This is a genomic window from Mesorhizobium sp. M1027 (assembly GCF_040318745.1).
GTDB lineage: Bacteria > Pseudomonadota > Alphaproteobacteria > Rhizobiales > Rhizobiaceae > Mesorhizobium.
The window spans coordinates 331,989-347,214 of record NZ_JAMYMW010000004.1 but is presented as its reverse complement, the minus strand read 5'-3'; the positions used below and the strand labels follow the sequence as shown (position 1 = coordinate 347,214).

Sequence of the window (15,226 nt, the reverse complement as noted above, 5' to 3'; positions counted from 1 at the left end):
TTGAGCATCACGCAGCAGTTGTAGCCGACTTGCATCGGCGCCGCTGCTGGTGGGCCTGTCTGGTCGTCTGGCCGGCCACGGGATGCGCCCCGCTACCCGCTCCAATCCTCAGCCCACCTCCCGCAAAATAAAATCGTGCAGCATCTTGGCCGCCGGCGACAGCGCGCGGTTCTTTACCGTGATCAGGCTGTAGGGCCTGACCTCGATGTCGAACTCGGTCTGGACGACGTCGATGGCGCCGTCGAGCCCTTCGGGGTTCTGAATGAACTTCGCGACCTGGATCGACACCGGCGCGATCGCGTCGGATTGCGCGACCATGACCAGAGTCAGTAACAGCGAGCTGGTGTTGAGGATGCGATCCGGCAGCGCGATGTTGCGGTTCAAAAAGTTGCTTTCCATGGCTTGGCGCAGCGGCGAGCCGCCCGACTGGAAAACCCAGTCATAGGCGGCGGTGTCTTCCAACCGCACTGCCTTGCCCTTGGTCAGCGGGTGGCCGCGGCGCACGATCAGGCAGGCCTTCTCGACGCCGATGACGCGGGCCTCGAACAGCCGCGGATTGAGGTCGTCGGGGATGCGGGCGATGATGAAATCGTGCCGAGAGGCGATCAGCTCGCGCGCCAGCACGTTCGAGGTCTCGACCTGCATGGTGATTTCGATGCGCGGATAGAGGCGCCGGATCTCGCGGATCGCCGGCACCGCCAGCTCGATCGCCGGTGCCGTGACCGCGCCCAGGAACACCGAGCCGCCCTTGCCCGCCTTGAGCTCGAAGATCTCGCGGTCGACCTCGCGCATCTCGAGCAGGATCGACCGCGCGCGCCGTGCCAACGCCTTGCCATAGGGCGTCAGCGTGATGCCACGCGGCAGCCTTTCGCAGAGCTTGACGTCGAGCACCGCCTCCATCTCGGCGATCATGCGCGAAGCCGCCGGCTGCGAGATGTTCATGACCTGGGCCGCGGCACTCACCCGGCCGTGCTCGTCGAGGGCTGCGATCATACGCATGTGACGCAGGCTCAAGCCGCTGCGCAGCAGGGTTCCGCCATCGCGCGGAATCTCATCGTAACCGGCTGATATTCCACCAGGATTTCGCAGCGCCGCCATGATTTTTCCCTACTCCTACGCCCGGCGCCCCAGCTGGATCCGGCAGCGTCGTCACTAGCCTAAGCCATATCAGTCGCGATATAGCAACCATCAAAGATCGCATTTGACAGTTATGGCAAAGCGACACACCCTTCGCGCGTCCTGAGACTTGACGATCGGTGACGAGAGAAAACTCGTATCGATTGAACCCAGAGTTTCGGGGCCGATTGGGAGGATACCGGAGATCGATGACGGCAGCGGCGCCTTTGGCGCTCCTGCACGATTGCGCGGCCCACGAAACCCAAGGGTACGCGTCCATCAACCAGGGAGAGTTAATGTGAAGATTATCAAGACACTGGCCGCCGTCGCGGCCCTAGGCATCGCGGCTATGACGCTGCCGGCGCAGGCGGGCGAAGGCCTGGTCGGCGTGCTGATGCCCACCAAGACCTCGCAGCGCTGGATCAACGACGGCGACGCCGTCAAGTCCCAGCTCGAGGCTTTGGGCTACACTGTCGACCTGCAATATGCGCAGGACGACATTCCGAACCAGCTCAGCCAGCTGGAAAACGAAATCACCAAGGGACCGAAGGCGCTGATCATCGCTTCGATCGACGGCACCACGATGGGCGATGCGCTGCAGAAGGCCAATGACGCCGGCGTTGTCGTCGTCGCTTACGACCGCCTGATCAAGAAGACGCCAAATGTCGATTACTACACCACCTTCGACAATTTCGGCGTCGGCGTCATCCAGGCAAAATCGCTGCTCAAGGGCCTCGGCTATCCCGAGAAGAAGGGTCCGTTCAACATCGAGCTGTTCGGCGGTTCGCCGGACGACAACAATGCGTTCTTCTTCTATAACGGCGCCATGTCGGTTCTTCAGCCGCTGATCGACGACAAGACCCTCGTCGTGAAGTCCGGCCAGATGGGCATGGACAAGGTCGGCACGCTGCGCTGGCTGGCGGCAACCGCCCAGGCCCGCATGGACAATCTGCTCTCCGCCAACTACTCGGACGGCAGCCGCGTCGATGGCGTGCTCTCGCCCTATGACGGCCTGTCGCGCGGCATCATCGCTTCGCTGCGTGCCGTAGGCTACGGCACTGCCGATCAGCCATGGCCGATCGTCACCGGACAGGACGCCGAGACCGCTTCGGTCAAGGCGATCATTGCCGGCGAACAGTATTCGACCGTGTTCAAGGACACCCGCGAACTCGCCAAGGCGACGGTCGAACTCGTCGACAAGGTGCTCTCGGGCGGCAAGCCGGAAGGCCTCGACACCACGACCTACAACAACGACGTCAAGGTCGTTCCCTCGATCCTGTTGACGCCGCATGACGTCGACAAGTCGAACTACCAGGCGCTGGTGGTCGACTCCGGCTACATCAAGGCCGAAGAACTGAAGTAATCGCGGTTACAAAGCCTGGGGTCCTGCGCAGGCAGGGCCCCTTTTCGTTGGCGAGCCAGCCCGGTATTGTTTGCGGACCTCGCAGGAGTGGTATTCTCAATGGCATCGACGATTTTGGAGATGCGCGACATCACCAAGACGTTTCCAGGCGTCAAGGCGCTGTCGAACGTCAAGCTCATGGTCGAGGAAGGCGAGATCCATGCCGTGGTCGGCGAGAACGGCGCCGGCAAGTCGACGCTGATGAAGGTGCTGTCGGGTGTGTATCCGTCCGGCACCTATGACGGCCAGATCATCTATCGCGGCGATGAGTGCCATTTTAAAGGCATCCATGACAGCGAGCGCAAGGGCATCGTCATCATCCACCAGGAGCTTGCGCTGGTGCCGATGCTGTCTATCGCCGAAAACATATTTCTCGGCAACGAGCAGGCCAAATACGGCGTCATCGACTGGAATGCCAACGAGACGCGCACCAGCGCCCTGCTCAAGAAGGTCGGCCTCAAGGAAGACCCCAACACGCTGATCACCAATATCGGCGTCGGCAAGCAGCAGCTGGTCGAGATCGCCAAGGCGCTCAGCAAGGAAGTGAAGCTGCTCATTCTGGACGAGCCGACGGCGAGCCTGTCCGAAAAGGACAGCCAGGCGCTGCTCGATCTGCTGCTCGAATTCAAGCGGCAGGGCATCACTTCGATCCTGATCTCCCACAAGCTCAACGAGGTGAACCGGGTCGCCGACAAGGTCACGATCATCCGTGACGGCCGGACCATCGAGACGTTGGCCAAGAAGGACATCTCGGAGGACCGCATCATCACGTCGATGGTCGGCCGTTCGCTCGACGACCGCTACCCGCCGCGAGAGCCGAAGATCGGTGAGACCGTTCTCGAAGTGAAAAACTGGTCGGTCTACCATCCCATCCATGCCGAGCGGCAGGTCATCAAGGGCATCAACCTCAACGCCCGCAAGGGCGAAGTGGTCGGCATTGCCGGGCTCATGGGCGCCGGCCGGACCGAGTTTGCCATGAGCCTGTTCGGCCGGTCCTACGGCCGCCGCATAACCGGCGAGGTGTTCCTAAACGGCAAGCCGATCGACGTCTCTTCGGTGAGCAAGGCGGTGGAACACGGCATCGCCTACGTTACCGAGGACCGCAAGACCTACGGTCTCAACCTGATCGACCACATCAAGCACAACATCACGCTGGCCAACCTGCCCGGCGTGTCGCGCCACGGCGTGATCGACGATTTGCGCGAGCTTTCGGTCGCCAACGATTATCGCGGCAGGACCAACATCCGCGCCTCGAGCGTCTACCAGATGACCGGCAACCTTTCTGGCGGCAATCAGCAGAAGGTGGTGCTGTCGAAATGGCTGTTCGCCAATCCGGAAGTGCTGATCCTCGACGAGCCGACACGTGGTATCGACGTCGGCGCCAAATATGAAATCTATACGATCATCGCGCGTCTCGCCTCCGAGGGTAAGGCAATCATCGTCATCTCGTCGGAAATGCCCGAACTGCTCGGCATCACCGACCGCATCTACGTCATGAACGAAGGACGCATCGTCGGCGAAATGGCGGCAAGCGACGCCAGCCAGGAAAAGATAATGCGCGCCATCGTCCGCGGAGAAGGAAAAGCATCATGAGCACCGAAAGCGCTCCCGGGCCGCAGACCGGCGTTGCCCAGGATCTACAACAGGGACCTCGCATTGCCGTCTCGGCGCTGGTCACCAATCTGCGCGAATACGGGTTGGTGCTGGCGTTGATCGCAATCATGGTGTTCTTCCAGTTCACCACGTCCGGAACGCTGTTCAAGCCGGTGAACCTCAGCAATCTCGTGCAGCAGAACAGCTTCATCATCGTGATGGCGCTGGGCATGCTTCTGGTGATCGTTTCGGGTCACATCGATCTCAGCGTCGGCTCCGTCGCCGGCTTCATCGGCGCATTGGCGGCGATGATGATGGTCATCTGGCCGCTTGGCCCATTGAGCAATCCGCTGGTGGTGTCGATCATCTGCCTGATCGTCGGTGGTGCGATCGGCGCGGCACAAGGCTACTGGATTGCCTATCACCGAATACCGAGCTTTATCGTCACGCTGGCGGGCATGCTGATCTTCCGCGGCATCTGCCAGGCGCTGCTTGGTGGCGGGTCTTCCGTGGGGCCGCTTCCAGTCGGCTTCAAGGCGCTCAGTTCCGGCTTCATTCCGGACCTGATCGGCCCATTGACGCTGATACCGCCAACCGTGAACGCCGCCGGCAAAACCATTGTCGGCAGCGGCCTCACGCTGCACCTGACGACGATCGTGATCGGCCTCGTCGCCGTGCTCGCCTATGCCTATTTCGGGCTCAGGGCACGGCGCACCCGCGAGAAGCATGGCTACGAAGCCGAGCCCTTCTCGCTGTTCGTCGTCAAGACCCTGGTGATCAGCGCGCTGGCGCTGTTTCTCGTTTACCAATTCGCCACCTATAGGGGCCTCCCCATCGTTCTCATGGTGATGGGCGTGCTGATCGCGTTGTTCGTCTTCGTTACCAAACGCATGACGATCGGCCGCCGCATCTATGCGATGGGCGGCAATGCCAAGGCAGCCCAGCTATCGGGCATCAAGACCGAACGGCTGACGTTGATGGTGTTCATCAATATGGGCGTGCTGTCGGCACTCGGCGGCCTGATTATCGCAGCGCGCTTGGGGCAAGCTGTGCCGGCGGCCGGCCTCGGCAGCGAGCTCGACGTCATCGCTGCAGTGTTCATCGGTGGCGCTTCGGCGATGGGCGGCGTCGGCCAGGTCATCGGCGCGGTGGTCGGCGGTTTCATTATGGGCGTCATGAACAACGGCATGTCGATCATGGGCGTCAATGTCGACTGGCAGCAGGTGGTCAAAGGCCTGGTGCTGCTCGGCGCCGTCGTCTTCGACGTCTACAACAAGAACAAGGCTTGAGAGGCAACCAGGAGGCATACGGGTCACATCGCGGCGCTGCCGGGCGGCGCGAAGAAGTCCCCCGAGGGACCTGACCCGCGAGCGCAATCCGGACGAAGAATTTCAACCGCGGCGTGGACAGGGTCTGAGCCGCGCCGGGCAGGGTTTGCCAAGAAGGCAGGCCGCAATTCAGAGAGGGTTACCATGCTGATCTCCCAGATCCTCGACGACGCCGAGACGATCCGCGTCGTTGCCCGCAACGGCGGCAAGACCCGCGTCATCAACGGGGCCCGCAGCGTCTATTCGCTGGCGATGGAAGCCGCGCGCACCGGCACCGGGCTTGTCGCCCTGATCGAGCGCAAGGGCTTCGGCGAAACCGTCGATCTCGATGCAGCCTACAAGAAGGGACGGCTGCTGTCGCCGATCAACCATCCCGATCCGGCGCATCTCCATCTCACCGGCACCGGGCTGACGCATCTCGGCTCCGCCGCGACCCGCGATTCCATGCACAAGAAGCTCAGCGATGGCGGCGAGGAACAGCTGACCGATTCCATGAAGATGTTCCGCATGGGGCTGGAGGGCGGCAAGCCGGCGAAGGGCCAGATCGGCGTGCAGCCCGAATGGTTCTACAAGGGCAACGGTACCATGGCAGTGGCGCCCGGCGCGGCGCTCATGTCGCCCGCCTTCGCCCAGGATGCCGGCGAGGAGCCGGAAATCGCCGGAATCTATGTGATCGGCGACGACGGCGCCCCGTTCCGCGTCGGCTTCACGCTGTCGAACGAGTTTTCCGACCACGTCACCGAGCGCGTGAATTATCTCTTCCTCGCCCATTCGAAACTGCGCAACGCCTCGTTCGGGCCGGAGATCCTGATCGGCGACCTGCCGTCCGACATTCGCGGCGCTTCACGCATCCTGCGCCACGGCAAGCTGCTTTGGGAAAAGCCGTTCCTGTCGGGCGAGGCGAACATGTCGCACACCATTGGCAATCTCGAGCATCACCACTTCAAATACTCGGCCTTCCGCCAGCCGGGCGACGTGCATGTGCACATGTTCGGCACGGCGACGCTGTCCTTCGCCGACGGCATCAGGACCGAGGCCGGTGACGTATTCGAAATCGAGGCGCAGGATTTCGGCCTGCCGCTGCGCAACCCGCTTGAAATCGAGCAGCCGGTGAAGGTGGCGGTGAAGGCGCTTTGAGGCGTCGATGACAGCGTGATCTCCCCCCTCGTGGGGGAGATTGGCAGTTCCAAACTCATCGCGCGGCGCGGAAATGCTTGGACAGTTTCAGGCCCTGCGCCTGATAGTTCGAGCCGAGATCTGTGCCGTAGAGTGCCTGCGGCCGTTTCAGCATATGCTCGTAGACCAACCGTCCGACGATCTGGCCGTGGTCGAGGATGAACGGCACTTCGTGGCTACGCACCTCGAGCACCGCCCGGCTGCCGGTGCCGCCCGACGCCGAATGGCCGAAACCCGGGTCGAAGAAACCGGCATAATGGACGCGGAACTCGCCGACCAGCGGGTCGAAAGGCGTCATTTCGGCGGCGTAGAGTGGCGGCACATGCACCGCCTCGCGCGACACCAGAATATAGAATTCGTCCGGATCGAGCACCAGCTCGCCGGCACCGCTCTTGTAGAGCGGCTCCCAGAAATCGACGACATCCTGCGCGGCGCGCTTGTCGACGTCGACCAGGCCGGTGTGGTGCTTGCCGCGATAGCCGACCAGCCCGTCCTTGTCGCCGTCGAGATCGATCGACAGCGCGATTCCCCCGCCTGAGATGTTGGGTGGTTCGGTGGCGACCAACATTTCGGCGCGGTGCAACTCGTGCAGCTCGCTTTCCGACAAGAGCGCATTGCCGGTGCGGAACCTGATCTGCGACAGCCGCGAGCCGGTCCGCACGATGATCGGGAAAGTGCGCGGGCTGACCTCCAGATAGAGCGGGCCTTCATAGCCGGCGGCGATCTTGTCGAACTCGTGGCCACGGTCGGTCATTACCCGGGTGAAGATATCGAGCCGTCCAGTCGAGCTTTTCGGGTTGGCGGAGGCGGAAATATGGGCGGGCAGCGCCAGGCTTTCGAGCAGCGGCACGATGTAGACGCAGCCGGTTTCCAGCACCGCACCTTCGGCGAGGTTGATCTCGTGCAGCTTCAGCCGGTTGAGCTTGTCGACAACCCTGTGGTCCGGGCCGGGCAAGAAGGAAGCACGCACTCGCCATGCCTTGTCGCCGAGCCTGAGGTCAAGGCTGGCCGGCTGGATCTGATCGGCATCGAGCATGCGCGGCGACTTCAGCGCGCCCGTCTGGAACAGCGCGGAAATATCCTGATCGGGAAGAATGCCTGTCTGCCGCAAGGGTCTGGCTCCGTTCGAACGCCGGGCGAGGTCTTGTTCTGTCGCAGGTCCGACCGTGGACGCCTTTGGCACCTGCTTGGTACAATCCTCTTAATCATGCCGGCAATTGACGCAAGCGTGGCGCGGGTCTAAAGCTCGTTATCCCGTGGTGATTTGGCCGGTCGGCTTGCAGCCACGTTAAACAAGTCGCTAAAGGACCGTCGGCCGCAAGGCCATATGGACCGGTTGCGACTTTCGCGGCCGGTTTTTTGTTGTTTGGACCAATTTTGGTGTTTGGATGGAATGATGACCAAGAAGCGCGACTGGAAGCCTCAGACCGCACTCGTGCATGCCGGGACGCTGCGTTCCGGCTTCGGCGAGACCTCCGAGGCGATGTATCTCACCCAAGGCTATATCTACGAGACGGCGCAAGCGGCGGAGGCCCGCTTCAAGGGCGAGGAGCCGGGCTTCATCTATTCGCGCTATGCCAATCCGACGGTCGACATGTTTGAGAAACGCATGTGCGCGCTGGAAGGAGCCGAGGACGCGCGCGCCACGGCATCCGGCATGGCGGCGGTGACGGCAGCACTGCTGTGTAGCGCCAAGGCGGGCGACCATATCGTAGCGGCCCGCGCGCTGTTCGGCTCCTGCCGCTGGGTGATCGAGACGCTGGCGCCGAAATACGGCATTGAGGCAACGCTGGTCGACGGCACCGACATCGCCAATTGGGAAAAGGCGGTCAAGCCAAACACCAAACTGTTTTTCCTGGAAAGCCCTACCAATCCAACGCTGGAGGTAGTCGACATTGCCGCCGTGGCGGCACTTGCCAATTCGATCGGCGCCAGGCTGATCGTCGATAATGTCTTCGCTACGCCCTTGCAGCAGAAACCCCTGCAGCTCGGCGCCCACATCGTCGTCTATTCGGCCACGAAGCATATTGACGGCCAGGGGCGTTGTCTTGGCGGCATCGTTCTGTCGGACAAGAAATGGATCGACGAGAATCTGCATGACTATTTCCGCCACACCGGCCCCAGCCTCTCGCCCTTCAATGCCTGGACGCTGCTGAAAGGCCTGGAGACGCTGCCGCTACGCGTACGCCAGCAGACGGAAAGTGCCGGCCGCATCGCGGATTTCCTGGCCGAGCGCCCGCAAATCGCCCGCGTCATCTATCCCGGCCGCGCCGACCACCCGCAAGCGGCCGTGGTCAAGAAGCAGATGTCGGGCGGCTCGACGCTGATTTGCTTTGATGTGAAGGGCGGCAAGCAGGCGGCCTTTGCCTTCCAGAACACACTCGACGTCGTGCTGATTTCCAACAATCTCGGCGACGCCAAGAGCCTGATCACCCATCCGGCGACGACCACACACAAGAACTTGACTGATGAAGCCCGCGCCGAGCTCGGCATCGGACCGGGAACGCTCAGGCTGTCAGTCGGCCTTGAGGACGCCGACGACCTGCTCGAAGACATCGAGCAGGCACTGAGAGTTGCCGGATAAGGGCTGGCCGAACAGAGGCAGCGGGGACGTGCCGATCAGGCGCCGGACGGGGTCTCTTCCAGCTCCGCGACAGTCTTCGTCTGGATAGTCATCACGTTGCCGCGCCAGTCGATGGCGCCGCTCAGCCATCCGCGCGCCCAAATGACGGGAAGCATCAGGTCTCGTGCCATCATCGCCGGGATCGTGCGCGGCGACAGGTGCCATCCCTTGGCCGAGGCCAAGGCGCATTCCGGCAGGTAGGCCGCGACCAGCACGGCGACGGCGGTTGCCGGCAGGCTGACGCCGGCGTCAGCCGCGGCGATCAGTGCAAGCACCAGCGGCGGTGCCGCGCCGATCAGGATTTCGGGGGCAAAGAACAGTGCAAAGGTGACGCGGCGCAGCCGCGCCCAGCGCGCCTGCCGCGACCAGATCTCGCCAAGCGTGCGCCGGCCGAGCGGCTGTTCGAAGGGAGAGGCGACAAGATTGACCCGTAGTCCGAGCCCATTGACCAGCTTGGTCGCGGCGGCGTCCTCGGCGATCTCGGCGGCAAGCGCGCGGATGCCGCCATTGGCATCGAGCATTGGCTTGTTCCACAACATGCTCTTACCCTGGGCGAAGCCGAGGCCGAGCGCCTCTCCAGCGTACTGCCAGCGTGCCTGCAGCGTGTTGAGAAAGGCGCATTCGACCTCCCCCCAGAAGCCGTCCGGCCGCGAGCCGATTGGCGTCGAGCAGACGAGGCCGGTGTCATGCCGCCACGCCGCCATCAGGTGCTGGACGTAGTCGCTCGGCATAAGCACATTGGAATCGGCAAGGATGACCCAGCGATAACGCGCCGCCTCCCAACCCTTCACGCAATTGTTGAGTTTTGGATTGCCGCTGATGCGGTCGTCACCGACCAGAAGGCGGGCGCGAATAGCTGGAAAGCGCGCCATTGCGGCGGTGATCGGCTTGACCACCGGGTCGTCGGCATGGGCGACACAGAAGATGAGTTCGTAGCGCGGCCAGTCGAGTGAGAAGGCGCGCTCCAGCGTCTCTTCGGCAAACGGCTCGACGCCGCGCGCCGGGATGACGATCGATACCGGCGGCGCGTTGGCCGCGGGCGGTGCAATACTGGCTGGTCGCTTCAGCTTCTGCGAAGCTAACAGGATGCTGGCGAGATTTGAAAGAAGGAGGGCTATGGAAAGGAGGGCGGCTGCGAATGTCGGTTCCATCGAGATCTGGTCGCTCCAGAAATGCCGGCCGCATGACAGCCGTTTTCAACAATTCGACAGAACGCTGAGTCGTCCGGCACAAGCCTGCACACCATCATTGTCATGTGTCACTCAAATGACATTGTTTTTCGGCACCTGCGCTTGAGATCGGGCAAGAAGATGCTGCGCATCGTTGACCAAACTGCGCTGAGCATCGAAAGTTCCATCTACATTGCTTTGGAGCAGTTTATGTACAGCGCCGTCACCCGCAACATCGAAGTGCAGGTCAGGCCGTTCTATCTGGAGGATCACTCCGATCCGCCGCAAAACCGCTATGTCTGGGGCTACCAGGTGACCATCGACAATCAGTCGGATGAGTTCGTGCAGCTTCTGTCACGCTACTGGCACATTACCGACGGTACCGGCAAAGTCGAGGAAGTGCGCGGCCCCGGGGTCGTCGGCGAGCAACCCGGACTCAACCCCGGCGACAGCTATCAGTATACGTCCGGATGCCCGCTCTCGACCCCGTCCGGCATCATGGTCGGGCACTACACAATGCGCAACAAGCGGGGCGAGACGTTCGACGTCGCCATCCCCGCCTTCTCGCTCGATTTGCCGGGCACGCGGCGCACCGTCAATTGAGGGCCGTCATCCAGCCGCTGCAAACTCCGCCGGGTCGAAGTCATATTGCTTCGAGCAGAATTCGCAGGCGACGTGAATGCTGCCATCCTCGGTGCTGTCCCTGATCTCCTCGGCGGAAAAGCCTTCGAGAATGCCGCGGATCTTCTCCCTCGAGCATGAGCACTGGTCGGCGACCGGCACGCCGCCGAACACGCGGACGCCATGCTCGTGGAAAAGCCGGTAAAGCAGCCGTTCGGCGCCGATCGTCGGATCGATCAGCTCGGTCGGTTCAATAGTACCAAGCAGCGCCAGCAGCTCCTGCCAGGAATTGTCGGTCGGGTCATGGATTTCCTCACGCGGATCGCCGTCGCCACCGGGAAGGTCGGGTACGCGCATACGCTCCGCCGACTGCGGCAGGAATTGTGCCAGCAGGCCACCGGCCCGCCATTGCTCGCGGGCACCGCCGACGCCGGGCGTCAGAAGCTTGGCAACCGAAAGGCGGAGGTCGGTCGGAATCTGCTCCGACTGGCGGAAATAGGTGCGTGCGGCATCTTCAAGTGTGACACCGTCGAGCTGGACGATGCCCTGGTAGCGTTGCGTGTGAGCGCCCTGGTCGATGGTCAGCGCCAGGACGCCGCTGCCGAGCAGCGTCTGCGGTGACGTCTCGCCGGCCGAAGTCAAAGCCTGCAGCCGGCCGGCATCGAAGCGGGCATAAGCGCGCAGCGCGTGCGGCGTGGAGAAATCGGCGACCAGCATGTCCACCGGCCCGTCGGTGCGGGTCTGCAGAATGAACTTGCCCTCGAATTTCAGCGAAGTTCCGAGCAGTACCGTCAGCACACAGGCTTCGGCCAGGAGCCGGGCGACCGGCTCGGGATAGTCGTGGCGGCTGAGAATGGCGTCGAGCATCGGCCCGAGCTGGACGGTGCGGCCGCGCACGTCGAGCGGGCCGACCTCGAACGGCACGACATGATCGTCGCCGGCGTAGCCGAATTCGCCGAGCTTGGGTTTATGTTCAGCCAATTGATGAGTTTCCAACATGACAAAGCTCCGGGGCGCGGCGATGCCGCCCTCCGGGGCGCATGCGACGAGACGCGCTCGATTTGCGTGATGCGCCTGAGATAGGCACCACCCACTCCCGGATCAAGGCGGCCCGGATCAAGGCGGCGCAGATCAGGCCGGCCCGGATCATCGCGGCCCGTATCAAGCGCCCAGGCACCAGGCCAGGACCGCCTTCTGGGCATGGAGCCGGTTCTCGGCCTCATCGAACACCACAGAATGCGGTCCGTCGATGACCTCGTCGGTAACCTCCTCACCGCGATGCGCCGGCAGACAGTGCATGAACAGCGCGTCCGGCTTGGCTTTCGCCATCAGTGCCGCGTTGACCTGATAGGGCAGGAAGACATTGTGGCCGCGGGCACGGTGCTCCTGGCCCATCGACACCCAGCAGTCGGTGACGATGCAGTCGGCCTCGTGAACGGCCTCCTCGGGCGAGCGGGTGAATTTCAGCTTGCCGCCATTGGCTTTCGACCAGTCTACATGCTTCTGAGCCGGTTCGCTGCCCTCGGGCACGGCGACGTTCAGCTTGAAATGGAACCGCGCAGATGCCTCCAGGAGCGAATGCAGCACGTTGTTGCCGTCGCCGGTCCAGGCGATCGTCTTGCCGGCCACCGGACCGCGGTGCTCTTCGAAGGTCATGATGTCGGCCATCAGCTGGCAGGGATGGGTCTCGTCGGTCAGCCCGTTGATGACGGGGACCGTAGCGTTTTCCGTCAGTTCCAACAGCCGGTCATGCGAGGTGGTGCGGATCATGATGGCATCGACATAGCGCGACAGCACCTTGGCCGTGTCGGCAATGGTCTCCGAGCGGCCAAGCTGCATCTCGGTGCCGGTCAGCATGATCGTCTCGCCACCCAACTGCCGCATGCCGACGTCGAACGATACGCGCGTGCGCGTCGACGGCTTGTCGAAGATCATCGCCAGCACCTTGCCTTCGAGCGGCTTGCTGCGTTCTCCGGCCTTGAGCCTTGCCTTTCGCACAGCTGCGTCGTCGAGCATGAAGCGCAGATCGCCTTCGGAAACGGCAGAAAGATCGGTAAAATGGCGAAGGGACATCAGGAATTCCAGGATTACTTCGCAGCGGCAGCGACGATGGCATCCGCCAGGCTCTTGGCGCCGGCACGAATGCGCTCGAGCGCCTCGTGGATCTCGGCGTCGGTGACGGTGAGAGGCGGCAGCAAGCGGATAACGTTGTCGCCGGCCGGAACCGTCAAGAGATGCTGGTCACGCAGTGCCACCGTGACCTTGGTGTTGGGCATCGCGCATTTAAGCCCAAGCATCAGGCCGGTGCCCCTGATGCTTTCGATAACATCCGGAAATTCGTCGGCGACACCGGCAAGCCCCTGCTTCAACAGCAGCGCCTTGCGCCGGACGTCCTCGAGAAAGCCGTCTTCCAGCACCACGTCGAGCACGGCGTTGCCGACCGCCATCGCCAGCGGACTGCCGCCGAAGGTGGTGCCGTGCACGCCGGCGGTCATGCCGACCGCCGCCTCGTCGGTGGCGAGGCAGGCACCCATCGGGAAGCCGCCGCCGATGCCCTTGGCCACCGCCATCAGGTCGGGGGTGACGCCCGCCCATTCGTGCGCGAACAGCTTTCCGGTGCGGCCGACGCCGCATTGGACCTCGTCGAAAATCAGAAGCAGTCCGTGCTGATCGCAGAGCTGCCTGAGCCGCTTCAGCGATTGCGTCGGCACTTGCCTGATGCCGCCCTCGCCTTGCACCGGCTCGATCAGGATCGCCGCGGTTTCAGGCGTGATCGCCTTTTCGGCCGCATCCACATCGTCGAAGCCGACCTGGTCGAAGCCGTCGACCTTGGGGCCGAAACCTTCCAGGTATTTGTATTGGCCCCCGGCGGCGATGGTCGCCAGGGTACGGCCGTGGAAGGCGCCTTCGAAGGTGATTGTGCGGTATCGCTCGGGATGGCCCGTGACGAAGTGGTAGCGCCGCGCCGTCTTGATGGCGCATTCGAGCGCCTCTGCGCCGGAATTGGTGAAGAACACCTTGTCGGCGAAGCTGGCGTCGGCCAACCGCTCGCCGAGCCGGCTCTGTCCCGGAATCTCGTACAGATTGGAGACGTGCCAGAGCTTGGCGGCCTGCTCGGTGAGGGCCGCGACCAGATGCGGATGGCCGTAGCCCAACGAATTGACGGCGATCCCGCCGGCGAAATCGAGATATCGCTCGCCCTTATCGGTGACCAGCCATGTGCCTTCACCGTGGTCGAAAGCCAGGGGTGCGCGAACAAAGGTCTCGAAAAGCGCCGAACCGCTCATTATATGCGTCTCCGGAACCGGAAAAATCAAAAAGCCGCCAAAGCGGCGGCCCTTGTGGCTTATCGTGTTTTTCGGCCGTGAAGTCAACGAAAAGGTCGCACAAGGACGTGCGGCAAGCCCTCCAGCATAACGCCGGCTCATAAGCGACCGGGCAAGTTGGGGAAAACCGAAAAAACCGATTCGTGTTGGCCTTGGGACTCTTGTCACCGAGTCAGCGCATAAGGTAATTGTAGTAGAGAAATAACTAGATTTCGTGCGGCGGACCTAATCACCCGATATATGTGGTGTCTGCCCGGCAGAAGCCGGGTCGGGAATGGATTCCGATTGCCGCACGTTTCAGCAGGAGCGCGGTCTCATGAACTGGACTGACGAGCGAGTCGAACTTCTCAGAAAATTGTGGTCGGAGGGCCTCAGCGCCAGCCAGATCGCCGCACAGCTTGGCGGGGTCAGCCGCAATGCCGTCATCGGCAAAGTGCACCGGCTGAAACTGTCCGGTCGCGGACGCACGACCGCCTCACCGGCACGCCAGAAGAAGACGGTACAGGGATCGACGATCCAGAAATCGGTGTCTCGGGCAGCAAGTGCCACGCGCCATGCCACCACGTCGATATCGATCGGTGCGACCGCGCTCAAGGCGCAGTTCGATGCCGAACCGGTAGCGCGCCACTATATCCGCCCGGTCGAGAACGTCGTCGTGCCGATCTCGCGGCATCTGCAACTCGTCGAGCTGAACGAGCGCACCTGCAAATGGCCGAATGGCGATCCGCTTTCGGAAGATTTCCATTTCTGCGGCAACGACGCCGCCGAAACCGGCCCTTACTGCAAGTACCACGCCCGCGTGGCGTTTCAGCCAGCATCGGAGCGGCGGCGGCATAGATAGGCGATAGGCACTGGGGAGTAGGCAGTAGGGG

Annotated in this window: 13 protein-coding genes and 1 riboswitch; of the genes, 7 read left to right on the top strand and 6 right to left on the bottom strand. The window is 62.7% G+C overall.

What is annotated here, in order from left to right:
* Positions 1 to 108: 108 nt before the first annotated feature.
* Positions 109 to 1,098: a LysR family transcriptional regulator gene (locus tag NKH50_RS10745; RefSeq protein ID WP_352482475.1), complete on the bottom strand. Its 990-nt coding sequence runs from the start codon at positions 1,096 to 1,098 to the stop codon at positions 109 to 111.
* Positions 1,099 to 1,414: 316 nt separating this feature from the next.
* On the opposite strand from NKH50_RS10745, the gene chvE reads away from it, so the two are divergent.
* From chvE to araD1, 4 genes are all read left to right on the top strand, one after another.
* Positions 1,415 to 2,479, top strand: a complete 1,065-nt coding sequence (gene chvE / locus NKH50_RS10740; RefSeq protein ID WP_023719486.1) for a multiple monosaccharide ABC transporter substrate-binding protein — start codon at positions 1,415 to 1,417, stop codon at positions 2,477 to 2,479.
* Positions 2,480 to 2,578: 99 nt separating this feature from the next.
* Positions 2,579 to 4,111 (top strand): multiple monosaccharide ABC transporter ATP-binding protein, encoded by a 1,533-nt coding sequence (gene mmsA, locus NKH50_RS10735; protein WP_023719487.1) that lies wholly within the window; start codon positions 2,579 to 2,581, stop codon positions 4,109 to 4,111.
* The gene (mmsB, locus tag NKH50_RS10730) at positions 4,108 to 5,400 is read left to right on the top strand and encodes a multiple monosaccharide ABC transporter permease (RefSeq protein WP_292659525.1); all 1,293 of its coding nucleotides are present in this window, start codon (positions 4,108 to 4,110) and stop codon (positions 5,398 to 5,400) included. The genes mmsA and mmsB overlap by 4 nt, the downstream gene beginning before the upstream one ends.
* A 183-nt stretch (positions 5,401 to 5,583) precedes the next feature.
* The gene (gene araD1 / locus NKH50_RS10725; RefSeq protein WP_023719489.1) at positions 5,584 to 6,576 is read left to right on the top strand and encodes an AraD1 family protein; all 993 of its coding nucleotides are present in this window, start codon (positions 5,584 to 5,586) and stop codon (positions 6,574 to 6,576) included.
* 55 nt (positions 6,577 to 6,631) lie between these two features.
* Here the strand turns inward: araD1 and NKH50_RS10720 are convergent, their stop codons facing one another.
* On the bottom strand, positions 6,632 to 7,726 hold the full coding sequence (locus tag NKH50_RS10720; protein WP_352702273.1) for a 2'-deoxycytidine 5'-triphosphate deaminase: 1,095 nt from the start codon (positions 7,724 to 7,726) through the stop codon (positions 6,632 to 6,634).
* A 135-nt stretch (positions 7,727 to 7,861) separates the two neighbouring features.
* Positions 7,862 to 7,939, top strand: a riboswitch (SAM riboswitch).
* Between the two features lie 69 nt (positions 7,940 to 8,008).
* Here NKH50_RS10720 and NKH50_RS10715 point away from each other — a divergent pair.
* On the top strand, positions 8,009 to 9,199 hold the full coding sequence (locus tag NKH50_RS10715; protein WP_352702275.1) for an O-succinylhomoserine sulfhydrylase: 1,191 nt from the start codon (positions 8,009 to 8,011) through the stop codon (positions 9,197 to 9,199).
* 35 nt (positions 9,200 to 9,234) lie between these two features.
* On the opposite strand, the gene NKH50_RS10710 is transcribed toward NKH50_RS10715, so the two are convergent.
* Positions 9,235 to 10,389: a ceramide glucosyltransferase gene (locus NKH50_RS10710; RefSeq protein WP_352702277.1), complete on the bottom strand. Its 1,155-nt coding sequence runs from the start codon at positions 10,387 to 10,389 to the stop codon at positions 9,235 to 9,237.
* A 228-nt stretch (positions 10,390 to 10,617) separates the two neighbouring features.
* On the opposite strand from NKH50_RS10710, the gene apaG reads away from it, so the two are divergent.
* Positions 10,618 to 11,010 carry a Co2+/Mg2+ efflux facilitator ApaG/CorD gene (gene apaG / locus NKH50_RS10705; protein ID WP_254816331.1) on the top strand — a complete coding sequence of 131 codons (393 nt, stop codon included), beginning with the start codon at positions 10,618 to 10,620 and terminating at the stop codon, positions 11,008 to 11,010.
* Between the two features lie 6 nt (positions 11,011 to 11,016).
* Here apaG and NKH50_RS10700 read toward each other — a convergent pair whose 3' ends face one another.
* From NKH50_RS10700 to NKH50_RS10690, 3 genes are all read right to left on the bottom strand, one after another.
* Positions 11,017 to 12,027: an Hsp33 family molecular chaperone gene (locus NKH50_RS10700; protein WP_352878493.1), complete on the bottom strand. Its 1,011-nt coding sequence runs from the start codon at positions 12,025 to 12,027 to the stop codon at positions 11,017 to 11,019.
* Positions 12,028 to 12,189: 162 nt separating this feature from the next.
* Positions 12,190 to 13,101, bottom strand: a complete 912-nt coding sequence (argF, locus tag NKH50_RS10695; RefSeq protein WP_254816329.1) for an ornithine carbamoyltransferase — start codon at positions 13,099 to 13,101, stop codon at positions 12,190 to 12,192.
* A gap of 14 nt (positions 13,102 to 13,115) precedes the next feature.
* Positions 13,116 to 14,315, bottom strand: a complete 1,200-nt coding sequence (locus NKH50_RS10690; protein ID WP_352878490.1) for an aspartate aminotransferase family protein — start codon at positions 14,313 to 14,315, stop codon at positions 13,116 to 13,118.
* Between the two features lie 355 nt (positions 14,316 to 14,670).
* On the opposite strand from NKH50_RS10690, the gene NKH50_RS10685 reads away from it, so the two are divergent.
* The gene (locus tag NKH50_RS10685; protein ID WP_352878487.1) at positions 14,671 to 15,195 is read left to right on the top strand and encodes a GcrA family cell cycle regulator; all 525 of its coding nucleotides are present in this window, start codon (positions 14,671 to 14,673) and stop codon (positions 15,193 to 15,195) included.
* The last annotated feature ends 31 nt before the right edge of the window (positions 15,196 to 15,226 follow it).